The organism is Antrihabitans stalactiti (genome assembly GCF_012932915.1).
Taxonomy (GTDB): Bacteria; Actinomycetota; Actinomycetes; order Mycobacteriales; family Mycobacteriaceae; genus Antrihabitans; species Antrihabitans stalactiti.
On the sequence record NZ_VCQU01000001.1, the window covers coordinates 648,922 to 673,123 of the forward strand.

The window sequence follows — 24,202 nt, forward strand, 5'->3', positions numbered from 1 at the left end:
GTGTCCAGCCCCTCTGAGGCGTTGATTACCACTGATTTTGCGGTTTACTTGGACGAAATATTAGAACACGTTCTAGTATAGATCCATGGAACGACTCAGTGGTCTCGACGCAAGCTTCCTGTACATGGAGACGTCCACGCAGCTGCTACACGTATGCGGCCTGATCGAGCTCGATCCGACAACCATCCCGGGTGGTTACGACTTCGAAGCGCTCAAAATCAACCTAGCGGCCCGGTCGCGCAGTATTGCCATTTTCCGCCGGAAGCTCGCCGATTCGTGGCTGAATCTCGACCATCCGGTCTGGGTCGACGATACCGATTTCGACATCGACCGGCATGTCCATCGGGTTGCGGTTCCGGCTCCCGGCGGTCGCGAGGAACTCGCCGACCTCTGCGGCCACATCGCCAGCCAACCACTCAACCGCACGCGGCCGTTGTGGGAGATGTGGATCATCGAAGGGCTCGAAGGCGGCCACATCGCCATCATGTCGAAAATGCACCACGCAGGCGTCGACGGCGTTACCGGCGCCAACGTCATGTCGCAGCTGTGCAGCCTCGAACCCGAATCGCCGTTGCTCGGTCCGAGCGGCGCTGCGGATGTCGGCGGCGGTAACACCTGGGATATCGCCGTCGGCGGGCTGTTCGAATTCGCAACTCGGCCATTGAAATTCGCGAAAGTTTTACCGACGGCAGTCGCCTTACCGCAATGGATTTCGCGGGCGCGGCGCGGTGTGGCGATGCCCGCGCCGTTCACGGCACCGCGCACGTCGTTCAACGGAACCATCACAGGTCACCGCAGCATCGCCTACGCCCAGCTCGATCTGGACAAGGTCAAGCTCGTGAAGAATGCCTTCGGAGCCAAGGTCAACGACGTCGTCCTCACGCTGACCGCCGGTGCCCTACGGATGTATCTCGAAGATCGCGGCGAACTGCCGGATTCGTCGTTGGTCGCCGTCGTCCCGGTGTCTGTTCACGACAAGTCGGACCGGCCAGGCACGAACAAGGTGTCGAGCATGTTCAGCCAATTACGGACCGACATCGAAGACCCAGCGGAGCGGATTCAAGCGATCGCCGAAGCCAACGTCGTAGCGAAGCTGCACCAAGAGGCACTCGACGCCAACATGCTGCAGGACTGGACCCAATTCGCGGGTCCGGCGACGTTCGGTGTTGCGATGCGGCTGTACGCGAAGCTGAGACTTGCCGATCGGCACCCCGTCATCCACAACCTCGTCGTGTCCAACGTTCCCGGACCGCCGGTGCCGCTGTACTTCTTGGGCGCGCGAGTGAAAGGCATGTATCCGCTCGGTCCGGTGTTCCATGGCGCCGGACTTACGGTCACCGTGCTGTCGATCGAGAATCAGCTGAACGTCGGTCTCATCGCATGTACCGAACTGGCGCCGAACCTCTGGTCGCTCGCGGACGCGTTCCCCGAGGCCCTCGACGAACTCGTCAAAGTCGCGCGCGCGAAATCACGGAAGCGCAAGCCGGCATCAGTCCAGAGCTGAACTCGTCGGCCTCCAGCACGCACGAGGCATGCCCGCAGTTGACGTCGTAGCTTGCTGCGCCCCTGATCTGCCGGGCGATCCAGCGCTGCCGCGAGGGTGGAAGTACACGGTCGCGCGCCGTGACGACGACTGCGGTCGGGACGTCGATATCGGCGATCCAGCCGGTCGAATCGAACTTCCCGACCTCAGCGGTCGCGCGGCCGACCGCACCCGGGCTGGTCTGGCGAAACTGCCCGATCGCCCACGCACGGTCGCCCTTCGCGGGTGCCGCCGAGTCGGGCGGCAACGACCCTGCCTTCGGCGCGAACGCGTCGACCGCACGGGAGATCATGTCCATCGACACCCGCTCGCGTGGAGCTAGCCGAAAATTGGCTGCAGCAGCACACAGCACGAGGCCCGCGACGCGTTCGGGGTGGCGACGCCACAACAGTTGGCCGACCAACGAGCCCATCGAATAGCCGACGGCAATGAACCGATCGATGCCCAGAACGTCCGCCAATGCGACGGCGTCGTCAGCGCAGTCCTCGAGCGTGAACGACGGCGTCCGGAATCCTCGTCCGTGCCAGCGCTGATCGAAGACGACGACGCGGCCTTTCGCCGCCAATCGGTCGAAGTGCGGGTACCAGGTGAGCATTCCCGTGCACGCGATCGAATGCAGAAGGAGCAGCGGTGGCGCGGTGCTCGACGTCGGTCCGGTGTCGACGACGAACGTGCTTCCGCGCCCCGGAACGTCGACCATCTCCCCTACCGGCAGAGTTCCGACGGGGGCAACGGTCGCCAATGACACCATGGCGCCATCGTAACTAGAACACGTTCTAAAATGTGCAAGAAATTCACATGCTGGCGGAAACACGTAAGGTTTTCCTCTATGTCCGATACGACCGCTGAGCGGGAAGAGGAAACCCCCGCATCGACGGCGGTGCCGCTGCTGGTACCTGCCGACGGGGTGCCGGACGTCCTGACCAGCGCAGACGAGGTCGCCGAGGCCGCAGCATCGATCGCCGCCGGTACCGGACCGCTTGCCGTCGACGCCGAACGAGCCTCGGGATTCCGCTATTCGGGCCGCGCGTATCTGATCCAACTTCGGCGCGCGGGCGCCGGATCTTTTCTGATCGACCCGATCCCCACCGCCGACGCCATGGCGCCGCTGGCAGCTGCAATCAATCCGCTCGAGTGGATTCTGCATTCCGCCGACCAGGATCTACCCGGCTTGGCCGAGCTCGGCTTGGCGCCCGCAAAGCTGTTCGACACCGAACTAGCCGGACGCCTCGCGGGATTCGAACGAGTCGGGCTGGCCGCCGTCGTCGAGTCGACACTCGGGCTGGAACTGCGCAAAGGCCACGGTGCGGCCGATTGGTCGGTCCGGCCGTTGCCTGATGCGTGGCTCAACTACGCCGCGCTTGACGTCGAAGTGCTGCTCGAACTGCGGGAAGAAATGGCGAAGGAACTTGCCGAGCAAGGTAAGGCCGACTGGGCAGCGCAGGAATTCGAGTACGTCCGGACCATGGGCCCGCCGAAACCCAAACCCGATCGCTGGCGCCGAACCTCGCAGATCCACACGTTGAAGAAGGCCCGCCAACTCGCGGCTGTGCGGTCGCTGTGGCAGGCACGCGACGCCGTCGCCGCCGAACGCGACGTCGCACCCGGGCGGATCCTGCCGGACTCTGCCATCGTCGCCGCAGCGGTCGCAGACCCGCGCTCCATCGACGAGCTCCGCAAACTGCCGGTCTTCGGCGGTCCGCGACAACGACGGTCCGCGCGACTGTGGTTCGACGCGTTGCGGGCGGCGCGGGCACTACCGGACGACGAACTGCCGCCGCTGGCGAAGCCGTTCGACGGTCCGCCGCCGGTCAATCGGTGGGAGCGCCGCAATCCCGAAGCCGCTGCCCGGATCACAGCGGCTCGGGCGGTGATGACGGAGCTCAGTGCCGAGGTGAACATCCCGGTCGAGAACCTGTTGACACCCGACCTGCTGCGGAGGCTGTGCTGGGACGGCACCGCGCACACCGAAGCGGAGATCGATGCCTACCTGGCGGCCGGCAACGCACGCCCGTGGCAACGGGAATTGACGGCTCCCAGGCTCAGCACTGCACTCCACGAACTGTGAGTGAATTTCACCCCTGGGAGGGTAAGGCGCGCGCACAGGCGGCGTAGCCGCTGATCTTGCGGGCGAGGTCCGCGGCGGTGAGCCCGAGGTCGCGATGAATCTGGTCGCGCGAGGCATGGTCCAGGAATCGCTGCGGCACACCGAGATCGCGGCACGGCACATCGACGCCTGCCGCGCGCAGCACTGCTGAGACGGTCGAGCCGATGCCACCGTGGACGCCGCTGTCTTCCAACGTGACGACCAAGCGGAAATCCTCGGCCAGCTTCACCACAGCCTCTGGCACCGGCAGCACCCACCGCGGATCGACGACCGCTGCGGAAATACCTTGCTCGGCGAGGTGATTCGCGGTTTCGAGCGCAAGGCTGGCGAACGGACCGACGGCGACGATCAATACGTCACCATGGTTCTCGCTCGGCATGCGAAGAACGTCGACGCCATCGATGCGATCGATCGCGGAAATGTCCTCGACGACAGCACCCTTCGGGAAGCGGATCGCAGTCGGACCATCGTTGATGGCGAGCGCCTCTGCCAACTCCTCGCGCAGCGTGACCGCATCCCGCGGCGCCGCGACCCGTATGCCGGGAACGATTCCGAGCAACGACAGATCCCACATGCCGTTATGGCTGGCACCGTCTTGACCGGTGACACCCGAACGGTCGAGCACCAACGTGACCGGCAGGTCGAGCAGCGCGACGTCCATCAACAACTGATCGAACGCGCGGTTCAAGAAGGTCGAGTAGATGGCAACGACAGGGTGCAAGCCGCCGAGCGCCAAGCCCGCCGCGGACGTGACGGCCTGCTGCTCGGCGATACCGACATCGAACATCCGGTCGGGAAACCGCTCGCCGAACGCGGCGAGACCGGTGGGGCCGGCCATTGCCGCCGTGATTGCGACGATGTCTTTGCGCTGCTCCGCGTGCTTGATGAGCTCGGCGGAGAACACCGAAGTCCAGTCCGGCGCCGACGTGGTGGTCGCTATGCCCGTGAGGGGGTCGATGACGCCGCACGCGTGCATCTGGTCGGCCTCGTGGTTCTCGGCGGGCGCGTAGCCCATCCCCTTACGAGTGACGGCGTGCACGATCACCGGACCGCCGAACGCTTTCGCGCGATGGAACGCAGCCTCCATCGCACGCTCGTCGTGACCGTCCACCGGACCGAGATACTTGATGCCGAGGTCGGTGAAGAGCACTTGCGGGCTCATCGCGTCCTTCAGCCCAGCCTTGACGCCATGGAGAATCGAGTATGCGGACTGCCCGATCCATGGCATGCGCTGAACGAAGCGTCGACCGGTTTCGAGGGCTCTCTCGTACTGCGGCTGCAACCGCAGCGCCGCCAGCCGGTCGGCAAGCCCACCGATCGTGGGCGCGTACGAACGGCCGTTGTCGTTGACGACGATGACGACAGACCGGTCCTTGGCCGAGGCGATGTTGTTGAGCGCCTCCCAGCACATCCCGCCGGTCAGCGCACCATCACCGACGACGGCGACGACATGGCGCTGCTGGCCGGTGAGATGGAAGGCCTTCGCGAGACCGTCTGCATAGGACAGTGAAGCCGACGCGTGCGATGACTCGACCCAGTCGTGGTCACTCTCGGCACGGCTCGGGTAACCCGACAGACCGCCTTGCTTGCGTAGGTCGTCGAACCGGTCTCTGCGGCCGGTGAGGATCTTGTGGACGTAGGCCTGGTGGCCGGTGTCGAAGATGATGGCGTCGTTCGGGGAATCGAACACCCGGTGCATCGCGATCGTCAGTTCGACGACACCGAGGTTCGGGCCAAGATGCCCGCCGGTTGCTGAGACCTTCTGAACGAGGAAGTCGCGAATCTCGTCTGCCAGCTCGCTGAGCTCGGCTTGCGTGAGACCGCGTAGATCCGCCGGTGCGTCGACCCGGGATAGAACACCCAACGAATCGCTCCCTTCGGACGTCCGACTTCGACTGGCGGGGTCTGTCGGCGTGAACATTTCCCGTCAGTCTACGGAGCTTCGGGAGTGCAACGAGTCGCCAGCCGGGCGCCGTCTGCCCATTATGCCGGACGGAGTGAGTGAGATCACGCCGCATCACACGGCTAGGGTCGAGTTTGGGCGAGACCACCAACGGGGAGGGTTGTCGACGTGGCGTTGACCATCGATCACATCAGCAAGAACTACGGGAGTCTGCGGGCGCTGACCGATATCAGCTTCGAGGTCGCCGACGGCGAAATCTTCGGCTTCGTCGGCAGCAACGGGGCAGGCAAAACCACCACGATGCGTATCGCACTCGGCGTTTGGCCGCCGACTCCGGCAACGTCTCCATCGATGGTCACCCGGTCGACCTGGAGACTCGCAAGCGAATCGGTTACATGCCCGAGGAGCGCGGCCTGTATCCGAAGATGAAGGTCGGCGAGCAACTGTCTTACTTGGCGCGACTGCACGGACTGTCGAAGTCGGCAGCCGACAGCGCGGTCACGCGCTGGACCGCGCGGCTCGGCGTCGAGGGACGGCTCGGCGACACGGTCAGCCAGCTCTCGCTCGGCAACCAGCAGCGGGTCCAGTTGGCCGCCGCGCTGGTGCACGACCCCGCAGTCCTCGTGCTCGACGAGCCGTTCTCCGGGCTCGATCCTGTCGCCGTCGACGTGATGAGCGACGTGCTGAAGGAGAAGGCAGCCGAGGGCGTCCCAGTGCTGTTCTCCAGCCACCAGCTTGCGCTGGTCGAGAGCCTGTGCGACAGAGTCGGCATCATCGTCAGCGGAAGCATGCGAGCGCTGGGCTCGGTCGGGCAATTGCAGGAGCGCGCCAACGCGCACTTGCATGTGGTCGCGCCGCAAGCACCGGCGGGCTGGGCCGACGAACTTCCGAATACTGTTGTGGTGCAACACAACGCCGACCGTACGATTCTCGAATTGCTGCCCGGCGCAGATGATCAGCTGATCCTGCGGACCGCTTTGGCGACTGGCCCGGTCCGTGAATTCGCGACGCGCAGACCGACACTCACCGAGCTCTACCGCGAGGTCGTGGCCTGATGAATCCGATCCTGCTCGTCGCCCGGCGCGAACTCCTGACCAGGGTCCGCACGAAGTCGTTCGTCGTCTCGAACGCGCTCATTCTCGTCGTCCTCATCGCAGGTCTCGTCGTCCTGTCGATCGTCTCCAAGAACAACGATTCCGACGCGACCAAGGTCGGGCTGGTCGGCGCATCGACCGCACTGGAGCAGCGACTGGAAGCGATCGGCGAAGCCGCAGGCACGCCGATCGACGCCCGGCCGATCGAGAACGCCGACATCGCGCGCGACCAGGTGAAGGACGGCGATCTCGAGGCCGCGCTTCTGGACGGCAACGAGGTCGTCGTCAAGGATTCGCTGAATAGTGAGCTGCGCACGGTCCTGCAGGCGGCGGTCCAGCAGGAGGCGACGAATGCGGAACTGCTCCGCCAAGGCGTCGACATCGACCGGCTGGCGACGGTGGTGAAGGACACTGCGTTGATCGTCACACCGACCGACCCCAAGTCCGACGATCGGTCGCAACGGCTCGCCCTCGCCTATATCGGGACGATGCTGTTGTTCCTGGCGGTCGCGACGTTCGCGCCGTACGTCGGGGTCGGCGTCGTCGAGGAGAAGTCCAGCCGCGTGGTCGAACTGTTGCTGTCCACGATCAAGCCATTGCATCTGTTGTGGGGGAAGGTCCTCGGGCTCGGGGTGGTCGGGCTCGCGCAGGTCGCGGTGTTTGCGGCCGTTGGCCTCATCACCGGTCAGGCGACCGGGCAACTCGACGTTCCGGGTGCGGCAATCGTGTCGGCACTGTCGCTGCTCGTCTGGTTCGTGCTCGGGTTCACTTTCTACGCGGTTCTGTATGCGGCGGGCGGCTCGATGGTGTCGCGGCAGGAGGAAATTCAGTCCACGACCATGCCAGTCCTGCTCGTCCTCATCGCCTCCCTCTACCTCGGCCTGTTCGGGGTCGACAACCTCGACACGACGTTCTATACCGTGATGAGCTTCGTGCCGCCGTTCTCTGCGGTGCTGATGCCGATGCAGGTCGCCGTCGGCAACGCGTCGTTCGTCGAGGTCGCGGCAAGCGTTGTGGTGATGGCCGCCGCCACTGCTGCGTGCGCATGGCTCGCGGCAGGCATCTATCAGCGCTCGGTGCTACGAACCGGAGCGAAGGTCTCGTGGAAGGAAGCGATCGGGCGATGACGAGCGACAGCATCACCGTCGTCGGGCATGGCAGGGCGTCGGCAGCGCCTGACCTGATGCGCGTCACGGTATCGGTCGAGTCCCGTCAGGCCGATGTCGCCGCCGCGTACCGACGTGCCAGCGAACGTGCCCACGCCGTCGCGCAATCGCTGCGCGCGAACGGTGTGCGATCTGCAGACATCGCGACGACAGGGCTCACCTTGCAGACCGAAACAGCGTGGGAGGAAGGCAAGGGCAGCAGAGTCACCGGCTACCTCGCCACCACGTCGATGGCGGTCGTGCTGCGTGACCTGCGGGAAGACGCCCATCCCGCGCCCGCGGAGATCATCGGATTGTGCGTCGAGGCGGGCGGCGACGACGTGCGCTTCGGCGGCCTCGAACTCGGCTTCGCCAACCAAGCTGGACTGCTCGCCGAGGCACGTGATGCAGGCTGGGAAGACGCTCTAGCGAAGGCTGAGCAATACGCGGGACTCGCCCACCGCCAACTCGGTGAGGTCATCGAGATCACCGAGGATGTCGGTCCGAGCGATCCGCAGCCCATGGCACGCGGCATGAAGTCCATGGCATTCGCGATGCCCATCGAACGTGGCGAAGCAGAGATCAGCGTCGACGTGCGGGTCCGCTGGCGCCTCGCATAACTCCTGATCCCCCAAACCCGTTGATCATGGAGTTAAGCACCCCGCGGTCTCGGCCGATGGGTGACAAAGTCCATGATCACCGCGGAAGGGGTAGGGCTAGGCGGCGAGGAAGTCGTCGATGTGCGGCCAGGTCGTGTTCTTCGCCCCCGGACCGGCTAGGACGCCGAGGTGGCTGCCGGGCACGGTTTCGAATTGCACCGACGGGGCGCCGGTGAGGATTTTGACGATGTACTGCGCGGCGTCGACACTCGTAATGGCGTCGGTGGTGCCTGCCAGTGCGAGGACCGGGACCGTGACGTTGGCGAATTCGATTCGACGCGATCCGAGTTTGATCCGTCCCTTCGCAAGGTCGTTGCGAAGGGTGATGCGGCTCATCAACTGTCCGTACAACCGGCCCGGGTAGCCCGGCATGCGGCTCATGAAACGCTCGATCGCTTCCATCTGCGCCAAGGTCTCCGTGGCGTGCAGATTGCGCGCGATGAACCAGGGCCTGGTGATCTCACGTTCCAGAGCTGTCGCGCGGAAGCTCAGCTGGACGATCGATCCCGGGATCCCGCCGGCGATCCGGCTGAACAAGGTCTGCTCGTATCCGCCGGTGAACTTCGCCAGGAACTGCATCGGCGCGACGGACCACATCTTCGTGTAGTCGATCGGCGTGGCGACCGTGACGATCGACCGCAGCGGAAGGTCATCGTGCGCGGCGGCGGTCATGAGCGTCATCGTCCCGCCGAGGCACCAGGCGACGACGTCGACGAGTGCGCCGTTGTTGTCCTCGGACACGCGCTTGATCGCCTCCGGCAGGATGTCGTCGATCCAGTGCTCGAAACCGAGGCGACGGTCCTCGAACGAGATGGTGCCGTAGTCGATGACATAAGGCGTCCGGCCGCTGTCGAGCAGGTATTCGGCGAGGCTCTGGCCCGGGCGCAGATCGAAGCAGCTGGCCGGCGCGGCGAGCGGCGGCACCAGGAGAACGGGTCGGCGGCTGCCGTCGTGCTCGGTGCCGAATCGCTTCAGCGTCTTGTGCGGTTCGTCCCAGATGACGGTCGAGGGTGTCGGGCTGTACTGCTCGACACCGTCACCGAACGACAGTGCCCACGCATTACGCGCAGCAGTACCTACAGTTGCGACGACACTCACGTTCGGCTCCCTTGATTCACGTGGCGGATTCAAGGAAGTGTGGCATACCCGTTACTGGTGGTACCGCCTAGTGTGAGGAATTCAACTCACGCATTCGTACGCGCAATCCGTCCTTCGGTGCAGGTAGAGAGGTCATGTCCCACCGAATCTCGTAATTCGGATCAACCGACCATTCGAACTTCTGCAACACCTGATGCAAGACCGCCTTGACTTGCATTCCGCCGAAGAACTGACCGATGCATTTGTGGACGCCACCACCGAACGGCACCCATGCATGCTTGTGCACCTTGTCCTCTCGGCGATCGTCGGCAAATCGCTCAGGGTCGAATTTGCGTGGCTCCGGCCAATACTCGGACATGAGGTGGTTGAGCTGGGGCATCACCATGACGAATGTCCCGGCCGGGAGGAAGTGGCCGAGCACTTCGGCGTCGGCGACCGTGGCGCGCGGCATTTCCGGGAGGGGCGCGAGCAACCGCAGCGATTCCTTCATCACGAGATCGAGCGAGTGCAGCGACTCCTGCCCCCCGAAGTCCAGAGTCGGCGAACCGAGCGCGAGGCTCTCGGCCCGACACCGCTCCTGCCATTCCGGATGCTTTGCGAGGTAGTACATCATCGTGGTCATCGTGATCGTGGTCGTGTCATGGGCAGCCATGAGCAAGAAGATCATGTGGTTGATGACGTCGTCGTCGGAGAAGCTGTGTCCGTCATCGCTTTCGGCGTGGCACAGCGCGCTGAACAGGTCCGCACCATCACCCGCACGCTTCGACGGAAGCTGTTCGCGCAACATCTGCTCCAGCACCTTCCGTCCGTGTAGACCACGCGACCAGCGAAGTCCGGGAACCGGAAACCGCACGTACGCGGTACCGGCGTGTACGCAATCGATAAAGGCACGGTTGATTCGGTCGGCACCAGGGCCGAGCGGTGCTCCCATGAACGTTCGCGTGGCAATATCGAGCGTGAGTTGCTTGAGTGCCGGATAGGTGCGGAAACGGTCGGATTCGGACCACACCGCCAACCCGTCGGCAATGACCGGGTTCATCCCGTCGAGGTAGCTCGTCAATCGCGACTTGGCGAATGCCTGCATCATGATCCGTTTGTGGAAGAGGTGCTCGTCGAAGTCGAGCAGCATCAGACCGCGCGGGAAGAACGGTCCAATGAGGTAATTCCATGCGTCGCCGCTCGCGAACAACTTGTCGCGATTCATGATCGGCGCATCCCAGGCATCGGGACCGAGCAGCGTCACGATGGTCTTGCCGAATGCGCTCGTCCACGAAACGGGCCCGTAGCGCTCGTATCGTTTCGTGGCCCAACCGACCGGATCATGGAGGAGTTGGACACTATCGCCGATCAGCGGTAGCCCCGCTGAACCAGGAATCGAAGCGAGTCCGCTCCCTGCGGGCGCGGCTGCTGGAGCGGGCATTACGAACGACGTCGACATCGATGTCACCTCAGGCTCGTGTAGTTGACACTCTGCCATGTCAACTTGCTTTTGATAGTGAACTTGACACAGACATATGTCAAGATTGTTCTATGCCCAATGTCGTCCGCCCCTTCAAAGGTGTGAGCGCTGAAGATCGCGTCACCCAGCGGCGTGCCGACCTCATCGATGCCGCGCTGGACCTGGTCGGCAGCGGCGGCATCGGCAACTTGACGATGACCGCGGTGTGCGAAGGTGCAGGGCTCACTCAGCGCTACTTCTACGAGCATTTTCGCAATCGAGACGAGCTCGTCGTTGCCTTGTTCGACACCGTTTTCGACGAGTTCTTCGGACGCGTCCAGGATGCCGTCGAAGCTGCCCCACCGGACCTGTCCGCTCGCGCCCACGCCACGATGGAAGTCTTCGTCGACTTTTTCGCATCGGATCCACGCAAGGCGAGGGTATTTGCAGAAGCAACCACGGCCGACGTGGTCACTGCACACAAAACCGAATCAGTGCACAGATTCGCCGAATATGCTGTGGGACAAGTAATATCGACCGCGGGCCCGTTCACCGAGCGGGAGCAGACCCGGGTGCTGCTGGCCGTCATCATCATCGTCGGCGGCCAGGCCGACGCGGCGGCCCAATGGTTGCGCGGCACAATCGATCTCCCCCGCGACGAGTTCATCGACGAACTCGCCGAACTGTTCGTCACCGCCGTCGACGCCGCGCGCAAGGTGCGCTGACGAGCTACCGCACCAGCAACCCGATGCACTCCACGTGGTGAGTGAGCGGGAAAGCGTCGAACGCGCGCAGCTGCTCGAGCCGATAGCCGTTCGCGATGTACAGCGCTACGTCGCGCGCGAAAGCGGCTGGATCACAACCGATGTGAACAATCCGCGCCGGACCGTGCGCACCGACCGCCTCGATGACGCCGCGACCCGCTCCGGACCGTGGCGGATCCGCGACGACCACACTCGGCGAACCGGGCAAGCTCGCGAGCGCGCGCTCGACGTCGTCGGCGATCAACTGCACCTGCGGCAGATCCGCCAACGCCGTGGCACCATCCCGGACCGCGTGGCGCGAGAACTCCACTCCCGCAACAATTCCCGCTGTGCCGACCTGCTCGGCCAGCGCCGCCGCGAACACGCCGACGCCTGCGTACAGATCCCACACCGTCGCTCCCGGCGCAGCATCCGCCCACTCGGCGACGACGGTCGAATACGTCTGCGCGGCGGTGCGATGCGCTTGCCAGAACCCCGTCGCTCCCAGTTCCCAGGTGCGCTCCCCCACCCGCTCGACCACGCGACCGCTCCCGATCGCCACTCGCTCCGGCCGTGGTGCGCTGGCAGCCGCCCGGCGAGCCGTTGCGCCGCGACGACCGCGGTCGAGCTTGCGCGCCTTGGACACCTGCGACGGACCGAGTTCGACGACGTGACGGGCACCGGTCGCGTCCACCGCCACGGCCAACTCGACACCCGCCTTCCAGCGCCGGTCGCTCAGTCCGTCGGTCGCGCCCGAAACAGGTTGCGGGCAGCGCAGATCGGCGATCACCTCGCTACTGCGATAGCCGTGCACACCAGCCTTGCCCTCGCGATCGACGGCCAGTCGTAGGCGCGTACGCCACCCAGTTCCTGCCCCGGTCTCGGGCAACTCCTCGACCTCGACATCCCAATCGACGCGCGCAATTCGCCGCAGTTGCTCGGCCACTACGGTCGCCTTGATCGCCCGCTGCGCGGGCAACGTGGCGTGGGAGAAATCGCAACACCCCGCACCACCCGGACCCGACACCGGGCACAGCCCAGGCACCCGATCCGGCGAGGGTTCGAGAATCTCGATCGCATCGGCCCTGCAGAACGAGCCACCGCGGTCCTCGGTGATCCGTGCGACGACCGTCTCACCCGGCAGACCGTGTCGCACGAACACAACCCTGCCGTCGTGCCTGGCGACGCAGAACCCGCCGTGGCCCGGATTACCTAGTTCCAGCCGAAATTCCTGCCCGAACAGTGACATTCCCCCGTCGCTTCGCTCGCCCCGTCTCACTTGGGATCTTGATAGCCGCGCCGAATCGCCCCGGGCGCGTCCTGCCACTCCTGGGATTTCGCGCGCTCCGACGACGCGAGCTGCCACGGAACGCTCGTGACCATGACGCCGGGCTCGAACAACAACCGCCCCTTCAGCCGCAGCGCACTTTGGTTGTGCAGCACCTGTTCCCACCAATGACCGACGACGTACTCGGGGATGAAGACGGTCACCACATCGCGCGGTGAATCCTTGCGGACCCGATGCACATAGTCGAGGACGGGCTTCGTGATTTCGCGGTAGGGCGATTCGATCACCTTGAGCGGCACCGCGATGTCGCTGCGCTCCCATTCCCGGACAAGCGCGCGCGTATCTGGTTCGTCGACGTTGACGGTGATCGCTTCGAGCGTGTCCGGCCGCGTGGCCCGGGCATAGGCCAGGGCGCGCTTGGTCGGCATGTGCAGTTTGGAAACGAGCACAATCGAATGGGTTCGGCTCGGCAGCACGCCGTTCCATTCGGTTTCGGAGAGTTCACGTGCGACGGAGTCGTAGTGACGGCGAATCATGCGCATCACCACGAAGATCGCGGCCATGGTCACGATCGCGATCCAAGCGCCTACCAGGAACTTCGTGACGAGGACGATCACCAGCACGACCGCCGTCATCGTCAAACCGACCGCGTTGATCGCCCTGGACCGCTTCATCCGTGCACGCTGCGAGGGCTCGGTTTCGGTCTTCAAATGGCGCGTCCAATGCCGCAACATCCCGGTCTGGCTGAGCACGAACGACACGAACACACCGACGATGTAGAGCTGAATCAGCTTGGTGACCTCGGCGCCGAACAGCACGACGAACGCGATCGCCGCGCCGGCCAGGAACAAGATTCCATTGCTGAACGCCAACCGGTCGCCGCGCGTATGCAACTGACGTGGCAGGAAGCGGTCCTGCGCGAGGATCGAGCCGAGCACCGGAAAGCCGTTGAAGGCGGTATTTGCGGCGAGCACGAGGATGAGAGCGGTGACCGCAGTGAGGAAGTAGAAGCCGATCGGGAACCCGCTGAACACTGCATGCGCGAGTTGCGCGATCAACGTCTTCTGCTGGTAGCCGTCGGGTGCGCCGATCAGGTGAGCCGGGTCATGGGCAATGACAGCGCCGATCTTCTGCGACAGGAACAGAATTCCCATGAACATCACGATCGCGATTGCGCCGAGCAGCAACAACGTCGTTGCCGCGTTGCGCGACTTCGGCTTCCGGAAGGCCGGTACGCCGTTGCTGATGGCCTCGACACCGGTCAAGGCGGCGCAGCCGGAGGAAAATGCCCGAGCGATGAGGAACGCGAATGCGATGCCGTAGAGGTGCTCGTGCTCGGCATCGAGGCCGAGCCCGGCCGATTCGGCCTGGACGTTGTCACCGAAGATCTCGATTCGGACGAATCCCCAGATCAGCATGAAGAACATGCCGATGATGAACGCGTAGACCGGAATTGCGAACGCGAACCCGGATTCCTTCACGCCGCGAAGGTTGATCGACGTGAGCAGAATGATCGCGACGACAGCGAAGAGCACCTTGTGTTCGGCGACGAACGGGACGGCCGAGCCGATGTTCGATGCCGCCGACGAGATCGAGACCGCGACGGTCAAGACGTAGTCGACCAGCAGGGCGCTGCCGACGGTCAGCCCGGCAGTCGGCCCGAGGTTCTTGGTGGCGACCTCGTAGTCACCACCGCCGGACGGGTATGCATGGACGTTCTGGCGATAACTTGCGACGACGACGGCCATGACGGCGGCGACGGCGAACCCGACCCACGGCGCATAGACGTAGGCCGAGAGCCCCGCGGTCGACAGGACGAGGAAGATCTCCTCCGGCGCGTACGCCACCGACGACATGGCGTCGGACGCGAAAACCGGCAGCGCAATCCGCTTGGGCAGCAACGTATGGCCCAACTGTTCACTGCGAAAGGGCCTACCGAGCAGCAGCCGCTTTGTGGCGGTGGTGAGCTTGGACACCGGGAAAGCGTAAGCCGTGTTGGCTCGGTAGCGTCGGGCAGCATCGGCGAGGCTGCCGAAAGTGTCAGAGGAAGCTGACACGCCGAACGAATCGGCGGTACGGTTCTTCCCGGCCGTTAGCGAGCATGTTTCGCATGGAGATGGGGTTTGGGCGTTGTACGTCGTTGTCATGGGCTGCGGGCGAGTCGGTTCGTCGCTCGCCACTGCATTGGTCCGGATCGGGCACGAAGTTGCGGTGATCGACCGTGACGGAAGCGCATTTCTGCGCCTCGGCGCCGAATACACCGGTCTCAAGGTCGTCGGTATGGGATTCGACCGCGATGTGCTGATCAAGGCGGGCATCGAGCGCGCCGAAGCCTTCGCAGCCGTCTCGTCGGGCGACAACTCGAACATCATCTCGGCGCGCGTTGCCCGCGAGATGTTCGGCGTCGAACGCGTCGTCGCCCGAATTTACGACGCGAAACGCGCGGCGGTGTACGAGCGACTCGGCATCCCGACCGTCGCAACCGTGCCGTGGACCGTCGACCGGTTCCTTCACACGTTGATTCAGGACGGTCAGACCACGAAGTGGCGCGATCCATCCGGCGCCGTCGCGGTCGCTGAGCTGAACTTGCACGAAGACTGGATGGGCCGAACGGTCAGCGCACTGCAATCGGCCACCGGGTCGCGTGTTGCGTTCATCATTCGGTACGGCGACGGGTTGCTCCCGACGAACAAGACGGTGATTCAAGCCGGCGATTCGGTGTTCGTCGCCGCGGTCTCGGGAACAGTCGGCGAAGCCGTCGCGCTCGCGGGCAATCCCCCACCTGCAGATAGCTGAAGGAGCAGGGAAGCAAATGAGAGTCGCAATCGCAGGTGCGGGAGCTGTCGGACGGTCGATCGCGCGGGAACTACTGCGCAACGGCCACGAGGTGATGCTGCTGGAGCGCTCGCTCGAGCACGTCGACCCCAGCTCGGTACCCGAGGCGAAATGGGTGCACGCAGACGCGTGTGAGCTGGTTTCGCTCGAAGCCGCGAAGCTACAGACCTACGACGTCGTCATTGCCGCGACCGGCGACGACAAGGTAAATCTCGTGCTGAGCCTGCTGGCCAAGACCGAGTTCGGCACCCGCCGCGTCGTCGCCCGCGTGAACGATCCGCGCAACGAGTGGCTGTTCGACCCTTCCTGGGGCATCGACGTCGCCGTGTCGACCCCGCGCATCCTCGCCTCGCTTGTCGAGGAAGCGGTGTCGGTCGGCGACCTGGTGCGACTGATGACGTTGCGCCAAGGCCAAGCCAACCTCGTCGAGATCACGCTGCCTGCCGACACGCCACTGGCGGGCAAGGCGGTCAAGAAGCTGACCGTCACCCTCCCGCGCGACGCAGCGCTGGTGACGATCCTGCGCGGCGGGCGCGTGATCGTGCCCCAGGCGGACGACTCGCTGGAAGGTGGCGACGAACTGCTGTTCGTCGCGTCGGTGGAAGTGGAAGACGCGCTACGGACGGCCGTCGGCCTCTGAACCACCCAGCGCTACCCGGCCATCGCCAGCGCGGTGCTGCCGATCTGCGCACGCAGCCGATTCAACGCGCGGTGCTGCATCACCCGAACGACGCCCGCACTCGTGCCGAGCGCGTCGGCGGTTTCCGCGGCGGACCACCCCATGACAAGGCGCATCACGAGTACTTCCTTGTGCTTCGGCGAGAGCACGTCCATCAGCTGACGAATGTGTTCGCGCTGCTCACCGGCGAGAGCCAATTCTTCGGGCCCGTGCTCTTCGCAAATTCGCTCCGGCAGTTCGTCGACCGACTGCAGCGAATGACTCTGATTGCGGCGCCGCGCGTCCGCGAGTTTGTTGGCGGCGATTCCGTACACGAACGCGAGAAACGATTTTCCCTGGTCTTCGTACCGCGGAATCGCCCGAATTGTTGCGATGCAGATCTCTTGCGCGATGTCATCGGCAGTGACCTGAAGGTCGCCAGGCCGGCCGAGACGATTGGAGCAGTAGCGGCGCATCAGAGGGTGTACGAGACGGATGATTTCGGTCACCGCTGCTTCGTCCCCCGCGGCTGCGTACGGCACCAAAGCTTCCAACGCTTTGGACGTAGCCAAGTCGGCCATCGAATTCTCCCCACATTCGGACGTAATCGCGTACCCCGCAATTTCGGGGTACATGTCGATCGTCGTGTGTGAGCAGTACTTCCAACCAGTCCCCCCAGGGGTGGTAAGTGACCACCCTGAAGATCGAACTGAACCGCCGCGCGGTCTATTTCGTTGCGTCGTGCGACTCGGTCGCGGTGTCGGTGGCCGGTTTTGTCAGGTGGTCCGCGCGTCGCGCAGCCCAGATCGAGACGACCAGCGCGACCGCTGCGAGCGGCCACCCCATCGCGATGCGGGCGAACGCAAGCCACCCGGTCTGGTCCGTGTCGTACAGATTCGACTGGACGAGGTAGCGAGCGCCGAACACCACGGCCCAGGCCAGCGTTGCGAGGTCGTAGGCACGCAGCGCCGACTTCCTGGTCCGCCAATCGTTGCCGTGTCCGTTGAGAAACCCCCAGATGACCCCGACCAGCGGCCAGCGCGCGAGAATCGACACCAGAAACACCGCGCCGTAGGCAAGGCTGCTGTAGATCCCGAAGAGGAAGTAGCCCTTGGCATCTCCGGTCCGGTAGGCGATGAATGCGCAGACACCGACACCGAAGAACGCCGAGATTGCCGGCTGGATCGGATCCTTGCGATACAGCCGCCACGCCAAGATTGCGACCGAAGCGCCCAACGCCGCCCAGATCGCCGCAGCCAGACCCCACACGCCGTTCACCGGAACGAAAATCAGCACGGGCACGGACGAGTAGATGATGCCGCTGACGCCGCCCATCTGCTCGAGGACGGTCTTTTCCGGCTGCCGTGGTGATTCTTGCTCGTGCTCGGACGGCTCTTGCTGGTGCTCTGTCACTTCACGAGGGTGCCATATCAGCGGCTGGCGGGTCGAAAATGCTAAGCCTGCGTATCGCCCTGTAGCTCGTAGGCGGGGTTGTAGATGACCTTTTGCCCGGCGCGGTCGCCGACCCGTCCGCGAATCCTCAGCACCTTCCCGGGCTCGATGCCGGGAATGCGCCGCCGACCGATCCACACCAACGTGACCGCGTCGGTCCCGTCGAAGAATTCCGCCTCCATGCTCGCCCCAGAGGACTTCGCGCAGGAATCGACACTGCGCAATCTTCCGAGCATCTCGACTTCGTCACCACGTGCGCAATCAGATGCGCGACATGCGCCGGAGGCGTCAGCAGTCTCCGCCATTTCCTCGGCGTCGAGTTGATCGAGGTCTTCTGTCAGCCGACGGGTAAGTCGGCGGAAGTAGCCTGCGGCAGCGGGTGCCATAGCGCGCTCCTGGAGCAAAACGTGGCGCGGTTCTCGCGCCACTGGTAGGGCCTTCGATCGCCACTGTAGACCCATAGACCCCGCCTAACCACCCGGCCGCAACCACCCAGCACAATCGAGTGATGAAGGACACCACGCTGCCCGCAGCAGCCGTTCTGCTGCCCGGGACCGGCACTGATGCCCGCTTCATCACCGACGCCTTCGGACCTGCCCTGACCAGTGCAGGAGTGGAATTCATTGCGGTCGAACCCGATCCACGCCGTGTCGTCGGCAGCTATCTGGACGCGCTGGACTCCGCAGTCGCCGCGCACGGGCCGATCCTTGTGGCGGGCGTCTCCATCGGCGCTCATACCGCACTCAACTGGGCATTCGACCAACCAGGCGACGCCGCCGCGGTGCTCGCGGTGATGCCTGGCTGGACCGGTCCGCCCGCAGACGCCCCTGCGGCCCTCAGCGCGGCGCTGACCGCGCGACTGCTGCGGGCGGACGGCATCGACGCAGTGACCGCGGTGATGCGGTCCAGCAGCCCGGCGTGGCTCGGCGACATCCTCGCGCGATCGTGGCAATCGCAGTGGCCGGACTTCCCACACGCACTGGATGAAGCCGCCGCCAACATCGCGCCGACCGTCGAGAAGCTGGCCGCAATCTCCGTGCCGGTCGGGATCGTCGGCGCCACCGACGACGCAGTTCATCCATTCGCCGTCGCCCAGGAATGGGCCGATCACCTTGCACACGCTGCGATTACCCGCGTGACGCTGGACGAGATCGGCGCAGACAACGGCGTGCTCGGGCACCGCGCAATGGCGGCGCTGGAGCAGTTGTTTACCTAGCTGCTTACTTACCGAGCTGCTGCATCGCCGAACCTTCGGCGCCGCGGCGAGCCTTCCGCACGGGCGGCGGCGCTGCCTGGGGCTGAACAGGGGTTGCCGCCGCTGTCTCCGCCGCCTGCTGTGCAGCGAGCTGCTGTTGATGCGCGGCGACGAGCTGGTCTGCGAGTTCCTTCGGAAGCGCAATGGGAAGCGGCGTCCGAACCGGATGCGGATCGGTCCCGCGCCTGACCACCGTCTCGCGCAGTGCCGCTCTGGCCGCTTCGACCAGCGGACTACCCTCGACAACCGAACCGGCTGGGCCGGTGGCCACGAGTCGGACCATCCAGCGGTAGCCGTCGACGCCGATGAAGCGCAGATCGGCAGCCGGATTGGTCGCTACCAGTTCGCGTCCCCACGGGCCGGTTTCGATGGTCACGGAGGTGACGTTGTCGGCCCGCAACGCCGTGGTGAGCTCGCCGATCACTTCTCGCCACTGCCCCGGCGACTTCGGCGCCGCATAGGCAGCGATCGTGATTCGTCCGTGGTCTGTGACGAGATGCACACCTTGCGGGCTGCCGTCGGGCGACATTTCGACCTGCAGTTGGCCACCGGCAGGCATCGGGACGACGACCGAACCGAGGTCCAGCCGACCTTCGGACTGCGTTTCGAGCTGCTCGGCCACATCGTCGATGTCGTAGGGACCGCTGCCACTGCCGAGCTCGCTCGTCGCGGCGTCTTCGGTGGTGTCCGGCGCTTCGGCGGACTCGGCTTGTTTCTTACGCTTTCCGAACATGCTCAAGCCCCTTTCTCGGCCAGACTGGCATGACCGCCGCTGGAGCCGTATCCCCCAGCGCCGCGAGTGGTGTCGTCGAGTGACTCGACCTCGACGAAGTCGACGAGCTCCACGCGCTGTACGACGAGCTGCGCAATGCGGTCGCCGCGGCGCACGACGATCGGCGTCCGCAAGTCGTGATTGATGAGGCAGACCTTGATTTCACCGCGATAGCCTGCGTCGATCGTGCCCGGTGTGTTGACAACGGACAGGCCGGATTTCGCGGCCAACCCGGACCGAGGATGAATGAGGCCGACGGTCCCGATCGGCAGGGCAATCGCGATACCGGTTCCCACCAGCGTCCGCTCACCCGGCTCGATCGTCACGTCGATGGTGGAACAGAGGTCGACGCCGGCGTCGCCGGCGTGGGCGCGCGCAGGAATCGCAATATCGGGATCGAGTCGCACAAGGGCGACGGCAGGAAGACCGCTCACGTGGTCCGAGACTACGCGTAATGACGTACTGACTACGCTGAAGCCTGTGTCAGAGCAATCGCAGTCGGCTGCCCCCGCGAATCACAGCGGTGACGCTGTGCTTTTTGCCGAGCGATTGTGGGTTCCGTGGTGGTGGTGGCCGGTGGCATTCGCCATAACGGCGATCCTCGCGGCGGAGATCACGATGGGCGCGCCCGGAATCCGGGCTTGGCTTCCTTATGTCCTGCTTTTGCCGTTGCCCACGTTCGTCTTGATCTGGTTGAGCAGGCTGCGCGTCGACGTCGTCGCACTCGACGGCGGGGGTCGTGAATTGCGGGTCGGCCGGGCGCACATGCCGGTCGACGTGATCGCCCGGGGAGCTTTGGTGCCGGTGACTGCGAAGAGTGCTGCAATGGGTCGGCAGCTCGACCCTGCGGCGTACGTCCAACATCGCCCGTGGGTGAAGGAGATGGTGCTCGCCGTCCTCGATGATCCGGACGATCCGACGCCATACTGGCTGTTCAGCACCCGTCGTCCAGCACAACTGCTTGTTGCGCTGGGGCTACCGGAGCAACCCCAGCGCTGATCACACTGCGCCTGTTGTCAGGCCGCGCAATCCATGCAGACCAATTGGCCGTTGACGTTACTGGCGAGCCTGCTCCGGTGGTGAACCAAGAAGCAGCTCGAACAGGTGAACTCGTCGGCCTGCTTCGGTATGACGCGAACCGAGAGCTCTTCGCCGGATAGGTCGGCGCCCGGAAGTTCGAACGATTCCGCAGTGTCGGATTCGTCGACGTCGACGACCGCGGACTGCGCTTCGTTGCGTCGCGCCTTCAGCTCCTCCAGCGAATCCTCGGATACATCGTCGGTTTCGGTTCGCCTCGGTGCGTCGTAGTCGGTTGCCATGTCGCTTCCCCTCGTTCTCTTTCGTGTAGCCCGGCCCTGCTCAGCGGTTCGAACGGGACTGTTCGAACGAACCTGTGCGGGACCGCCGGTGGTGCACATCGCCCCGTAGTTGCGTAACGTTTCGCATGCACTGGAAGTGCCCGAAACCAGTACTAGAAAAACCCCATCTGCACTCGCTGAGGGTTTCTCCTCGAACGGTTGGAAGCTCCAACTGATCGACCTGGGCCGCCAGACAATAGCGGATGCTGACCGGGAAGTGGGGATTCACACCCGAATCGATTCGAAACTGTCTGACAATCGTCACCAACACCACAGGAATGCGAGACATTCCGCGCCACGACAGTCGAAATAGTTCGGCTGACTTCGGGCCTACTAGAGTGGGCCGGCACCGAGAAAAAAGGGGACGCTGTGGTTTCACTGATCACCGACGGCAGCTCGACGGACCCGCAGGGAAAACCCTTTCCCCGGCGGCGTCGCACGCCCTGGTTGGTAATGGTTGCGGTCTTCGCAGTCCTCGCGCTCTTCGTGTGGGCGAAGGTACTGACCAGAAGCGAGTCGAGCGCTACCCCCATCACGTGCAACAGCCCGAAAGCGACGACGTCGGCCGCTCCCGGTTCGCCGACGCCGCCTGCGCTGGGCACTCGCGTCGGGGCGTCCCGGTTGCAGGACGTCGAGCCCGCCGCCCTCTCGGCGACCAAGGTCCGGGTGTTCAACGCCAACGGTGAACACGGTCAGGCTGCCGAAGTCGCGCAGCAATTGAGCGACTACGGCTTCCCCAGCTCACCCGTCGACAACGATCCGATCTACGTCGACCTCAATCTCGACTGCTACGGGCAGATCCGGTTCGGCCCGAGCGGTCGCGCTACCGCCGCATCGCTGCAGCTCGTCGCACCGTGTGCGGAACTGCGCGAAGACACGCGGACCGACGATGGCGCCGATCTTGCGCTCGGCACCGTTTTCCGTGAGGTCGCGCCGAACACCGACGCCGAGGAGGTTCTGCGGACCCTCAAGGATCCGTCGCCCGGCGTGGCTCCAGCCCCGCTGGACCTCGATCTCCTTGCCGCTGCGCGACGGGCCAAGTGCTGACCCGTCAGTAGTCGGGCATCGGCGCGTACACGCCCAACTCACTGAACACGGCGTCGAGTTCGTCCGCGATCCCCGGTGCGCATGCCACCACGACTTCCCCTGCGTCGCTCGACGTCGCTGCCGACGGCACTCGCAGGACGGCTCCTGCTTCGGCGGCGATGAGCGCGCCTCCAGCCCAGTCCCACGGTCCCAGCCCGTGTTCGAAATGCGCGTCTACCAGTCCCGATGCCACCATGCACAGGTCCAGGGCCGCGGACCCGACGCGTCTGATGTCGCGGACGCGTGGCAGTAGTTTGGCGATCAACTCACCCTGCCGCTGGCGTCGTTGCGCCCCGTAGCCGAAGCCGGTTGCCACCAACGCCAGCGATACCGAGTCGACGCTGTTGCACCGCAAGTCGGTGACAATGCCGTCGGAGTCCGTTCGGGTCGCACCCTGGCCGGCCGCGGCGGAGTAGGTCACGTTGTTCGGCACGTCGACGACGGCGGCCGCCACCGAGCGCCCGTCGATCTGAGCCGCGACGGACACCGCGTAGGCCGGAATGCCGTAAACGAAGTTGACGGTTCCGTCTATCGGGTCGACCACCCATCGCAGTCCGGCGAGGTCCGCCGGCGCGCCACCCTCTTCTTCGCCCAGGATTCGGTCATGTGGCCGCAGATCCGCCAGCTGGCGTCGCACCAGGGCTTCGGTCTCGGTGTCGACGATGGTGACCGGGTCGGTCGGGTTGCTCTTCGTCGCCACCGTCCCGGGCTCGTCGTCGAGCGCAGCGGTCCCCGTGGTGGCGAACAGTTCGTGGCGGCGCGCTCGCACATGAGCTGCGGCATCGGTCGCGATTCGGACCGCGACAGCGCGAAGATCGCTGGGGTGGGTAGACGAACTGGACGTGAATTCTGTTCTCTCATCCGGATAACGCACCCGCCAATCGCATCACACGACCCCCGCACCGCGCTTAAGGTGGCCGCCATGAGCCAACTTGGATTCGGTGTCGACGTCGGTGGCAGCGGTGTCAAGGGCGGCATCGTCGATCTGTCGACCGGCGAGATGACCCACGATCGGCTCAAGATCGCCACACCGCAGCCCGCAACGCCCGATGCCGTAGCCGACACGATTGCCCAGATCGTGAAACAGGCCGGCTGGGAAGGTGCGGTCGGCGTCACACTCCCCTGCGTCGTCGTCGGCGCGACCACACTGTCGGCAGCCAACGTCGACAAGTCCTGGATCGGTACCGACACCCGCGAACTGTTCGCGCGAGCGCTGCCCGGCCACCAGGTGAACGTGCTCAACGATGCCGACGCGGCAGGCATCGCCGAGGACCGTTTCGGTGCGGGAAAGGACGCAAAGGGCATCGTCATTCTGTTGACCTTCGGGACCGGAATCGGGTCGGCGATCCTCAACAACGGTGTGTTGCTGCCGAATTCGGAGCTCGGTCACATGGAGGTCGACGGCATGGAGGCAGAGCACCGCGCCGCAGCGTCGATCAAGGAACGCAAGGGCTGGTCGTTCGAAGAGTGGACGAAGGAAGTCTCACTCGTGCTGTCTCGCTACGAGGCCCTGCTCTGGCCGGATCTGTTCATCGCGGGTGGTGGAATCAGCCGTGAATACGAGACCTGGATACCGATGTTGACCAACAGAACCCCAGTTGTGCCGGCTGAATTGCGCAACACCGCGGGCATCGTCGGCGCAGCTTTCGCAGCAGAGAATGGCATCGCGCCGTAACGATCGCAAATACATCGTTACAATGGTGGATGCCCGGCGGCTAGCCGGTGAAAAGCCGTCAGACCTCTCCGCCGGAAAACCTCTGGCGTGACG

At 64.6% G+C, this 24,202-nt stretch carries 24 protein-coding genes and 1 pseudogene; 12 read left to right on the top strand and 13 right to left on the bottom strand.

All coding sequences use genetic code 11. The features are described from left to right. The first annotated feature begins 85 nt into the window (after positions 1 to 85). Positions 86 to 1,504 carry a WS/DGAT/MGAT family O-acyltransferase gene (locus FGL95_RS03235; protein ID WP_169584717.1) on the top strand — a complete coding sequence of 473 codons (1,419 nt, stop codon included), beginning with the start codon at positions 86 to 88 and terminating at the stop codon, positions 1,502 to 1,504. Here FGL95_RS03235 and FGL95_RS03240 read toward each other — a convergent pair. Continuing rightward, the gene (locus FGL95_RS03240; RefSeq protein WP_169584718.1) at positions 1,449 to 2,294 is read right to left on the bottom strand and encodes an alpha/beta fold hydrolase; all 846 of its coding nucleotides are present in this window, start codon (positions 2,292 to 2,294) and stop codon (positions 1,449 to 1,451) included. The genes FGL95_RS03235 and FGL95_RS03240 overlap by 56 nt on opposite strands. A gap of 78 nt (positions 2,295 to 2,372) precedes the next feature. Here FGL95_RS03240 and FGL95_RS03245 point away from each other — a divergent pair, with 78 nt between their 5' ends. Further along, positions 2,373 to 3,611: an HRDC domain-containing protein gene (locus FGL95_RS03245; RefSeq protein WP_169584719.1), complete on the top strand. Its 1,239-nt coding sequence runs from the start codon at positions 2,373 to 2,375 to the stop codon at positions 3,609 to 3,611. Positions 3,612 to 3,618: 7 nt separating this feature from the next. Here the strand turns inward: FGL95_RS03245 and dxs are convergent, their stop codons facing one another. Then, positions 3,619 to 5,514, bottom strand: coding sequence for a 1-deoxy-D-xylulose-5-phosphate synthase (gene dxs, locus FGL95_RS03250; protein ID WP_169584720.1), 1,896 nt, complete (start codon positions 5,512 to 5,514; stop codon positions 3,619 to 3,621). 207 nt (positions 5,515 to 5,721) lie between these two features. On the opposite strand from dxs, the pseudogene FGL95_RS03255 reads away from it, so the two are divergent. From FGL95_RS03255 to FGL95_RS03265, 3 genes and pseudogenes are all read left to right on the top strand, one after another. Then, positions 5,722 to 6,608 (top strand): annotated as a pseudogene (locus FGL95_RS03255) (ABC transporter ATP-binding protein). After that, complete coding sequence (locus FGL95_RS03260) at positions 6,608 to 7,774, top strand: ABC transporter permease (RefSeq protein ID WP_169584722.1); 1,167 nt, start codon at positions 6,608 to 6,610, stop codon at positions 7,772 to 7,774. The pseudogene FGL95_RS03255 and the gene FGL95_RS03260 overlap by 1 nt, the downstream one beginning before the upstream one ends. Beyond that, complete coding sequence (locus FGL95_RS03265) at positions 7,771 to 8,412, top strand: SIMPL domain-containing protein (protein ID WP_169584724.1); 642 nt, start codon at positions 7,771 to 7,773, stop codon at positions 8,410 to 8,412. Before FGL95_RS03260 ends, FGL95_RS03265 begins: the two co-directional genes overlap by 4 nt. A gap of 96 nt (positions 8,413 to 8,508) precedes the next feature. Here FGL95_RS03265 and FGL95_RS03270 read toward each other — a convergent pair whose 3' ends face one another. Next, entirely contained in the window at positions 8,509 to 9,549 is a 1,041-nt protein-coding gene (locus FGL95_RS03270; protein WP_169584725.1) for an alpha/beta fold hydrolase, read from the bottom strand. A gap of 67 nt (positions 9,550 to 9,616) precedes the next feature. Further along, complete coding sequence (locus FGL95_RS03275) at positions 9,617 to 10,987, bottom strand: cytochrome P450 (RefSeq protein WP_240962644.1); 1,371 nt, start codon at positions 10,985 to 10,987, stop codon at positions 9,617 to 9,619. A gap of 92 nt (positions 10,988 to 11,079) precedes the next feature. On the opposite strand from FGL95_RS03275, the gene FGL95_RS03280 reads away from it, so the two are divergent. Further along, positions 11,080 to 11,712 (top strand): TetR/AcrR family transcriptional regulator, encoded by a 633-nt coding sequence (locus FGL95_RS03280; RefSeq protein WP_169584727.1) that lies wholly within the window; start codon positions 11,080 to 11,082, stop codon positions 11,710 to 11,712. 4 nt (positions 11,713 to 11,716) lie between these two features. Here the strand turns inward: FGL95_RS03280 and FGL95_RS03285 are convergent, their stop codons facing one another. Then, positions 11,717 to 12,979 (bottom strand): class I SAM-dependent RNA methyltransferase, encoded by a 1,263-nt coding sequence (locus tag FGL95_RS03285; protein WP_169584728.1) that lies wholly within the window; start codon positions 12,977 to 12,979, stop codon positions 11,717 to 11,719. 26 nt (positions 12,980 to 13,005) lie between these two features. Further along, the gene (locus FGL95_RS03290; protein ID WP_169584730.1) at positions 13,006 to 14,994 is read right to left on the bottom strand and encodes an amino acid permease; all 1,989 of its coding nucleotides are present in this window, start codon (positions 14,992 to 14,994) and stop codon (positions 13,006 to 13,008) included. A 154-nt stretch (positions 14,995 to 15,148) separates the two neighbouring features. Here FGL95_RS03290 and FGL95_RS03295 point away from each other — a divergent pair, with 154 nt between their 5' ends. Together FGL95_RS03295 and FGL95_RS03300 are read left to right on the top strand one after the other, a co-directional pair. Continuing rightward, positions 15,149 to 15,814, top strand: a complete 666-nt coding sequence (locus FGL95_RS03295) for a potassium channel family protein (RefSeq protein WP_169585211.1) — start codon at positions 15,149 to 15,151, stop codon at positions 15,812 to 15,814. 16 nt (positions 15,815 to 15,830) lie between these two features. Beyond that, a complete protein-coding gene (locus FGL95_RS03300) occupies positions 15,831 to 16,493 on the top strand; it encodes a potassium channel family protein (protein ID WP_169584732.1) in 663 nt (220 codons plus the stop codon). Positions 16,494 to 16,504: 11 nt separating this feature from the next. Here FGL95_RS03300 and shbA read toward each other — a convergent pair whose 3' ends face one another. From shbA to FGL95_RS03315, 3 genes are all read right to left on the bottom strand, one after another. Then, positions 16,505 to 17,092: an RNA polymerase sigma factor ShbA gene (shbA, locus tag FGL95_RS03305; RefSeq protein WP_240962645.1), complete on the bottom strand. Its 588-nt coding sequence runs from the start codon at positions 17,090 to 17,092 to the stop codon at positions 16,505 to 16,507. A 145-nt stretch (positions 17,093 to 17,237) separates the two neighbouring features. Continuing rightward, on the bottom strand, positions 17,238 to 17,846 hold the full coding sequence (locus FGL95_RS03310) for a DUF3159 domain-containing protein (protein WP_169585212.1): 609 nt from the start codon (positions 17,844 to 17,846) through the stop codon (positions 17,238 to 17,240). A gap of 119 nt (positions 17,847 to 17,965) precedes the next feature. Next, positions 17,966 to 18,349 carry an OB-fold nucleic acid binding domain-containing protein gene (locus tag FGL95_RS03315; RefSeq protein WP_169584736.1) on the bottom strand — a complete coding sequence of 128 codons (384 nt, stop codon included), beginning with the start codon at positions 18,347 to 18,349 and terminating at the stop codon, positions 17,966 to 17,968. 122 nt (positions 18,350 to 18,471) lie between these two features. On the opposite strand from FGL95_RS03315, the gene FGL95_RS03320 reads away from it, so the two are divergent. Then, positions 18,472 to 19,179: an alpha/beta fold hydrolase gene (locus FGL95_RS03320; protein ID WP_169584738.1), complete on the top strand. Its 708-nt coding sequence runs from the start codon at positions 18,472 to 18,474 to the stop codon at positions 19,177 to 19,179. Between the two features lie 4 nt (positions 19,180 to 19,183). Here FGL95_RS03320 and FGL95_RS03325 read toward each other — a convergent pair whose 3' ends face one another. Both FGL95_RS03325 and dut read right to left on the bottom strand, forming a co-directional pair. Then, on the bottom strand, positions 19,184 to 19,951 hold the full coding sequence (locus FGL95_RS03325) for a DUF3710 domain-containing protein (protein WP_169584740.1): 768 nt from the start codon (positions 19,949 to 19,951) through the stop codon (positions 19,184 to 19,186). Positions 19,952 to 19,953: 2 nt separating this feature from the next. Continuing rightward, positions 19,954 to 20,424, bottom strand: coding sequence for a dUTP diphosphatase (gene dut / locus FGL95_RS03330; RefSeq protein ID WP_169584741.1), 471 nt, complete (start codon positions 20,422 to 20,424; stop codon positions 19,954 to 19,956). A 97-nt stretch (positions 20,425 to 20,521) separates the two neighbouring features. On the opposite strand from dut, the gene FGL95_RS03335 reads away from it, so the two are divergent. Beyond that, on the top strand, positions 20,522 to 20,989 hold the full coding sequence (locus FGL95_RS03335) for a DUF3093 domain-containing protein (protein WP_338079722.1): 468 nt from the start codon (positions 20,522 to 20,524) through the stop codon (positions 20,987 to 20,989). Between the two features lie 17 nt (positions 20,990 to 21,006). Here the strand turns inward: FGL95_RS03335 and FGL95_RS03340 are convergent, their stop codons facing one another. Further along, positions 21,007 to 21,309: a DUF4193 domain-containing protein gene (locus tag FGL95_RS03340; protein WP_169584745.1), complete on the bottom strand. Its 303-nt coding sequence runs from the start codon at positions 21,307 to 21,309 to the stop codon at positions 21,007 to 21,009. A gap of 408 nt (positions 21,310 to 21,717) precedes the next feature. Between FGL95_RS03340 and cei the strand changes: the two genes are divergently transcribed. Further along, positions 21,718 to 22,395, top strand: coding sequence for an envelope integrity protein Cei (cei, locus tag FGL95_RS03345; protein ID WP_169584747.1), 678 nt, complete (start codon positions 21,718 to 21,720; stop codon positions 22,393 to 22,395). 4 nt (positions 22,396 to 22,399) lie between these two features. Here the strand turns inward: cei and FGL95_RS03350 are convergent, their stop codons facing one another. Next, positions 22,400 to 23,308 carry an inositol monophosphatase family protein gene (locus tag FGL95_RS03350; RefSeq protein ID WP_169584748.1) on the bottom strand — a complete coding sequence of 303 codons (909 nt, stop codon included), beginning with the start codon at positions 23,306 to 23,308 and terminating at the stop codon, positions 22,400 to 22,402. 48 nt (positions 23,309 to 23,356) lie between these two features. Here FGL95_RS03350 and ppgK point away from each other — a divergent pair, with 48 nt between their 5' ends. Next, positions 23,357 to 24,109, top strand: a complete 753-nt coding sequence (gene ppgK, locus FGL95_RS03355; protein ID WP_169584750.1) for a polyphosphate--glucose phosphotransferase — start codon at positions 23,357 to 23,359, stop codon at positions 24,107 to 24,109. Positions 24,110 to 24,202 lie beyond the last annotated feature (93 nt).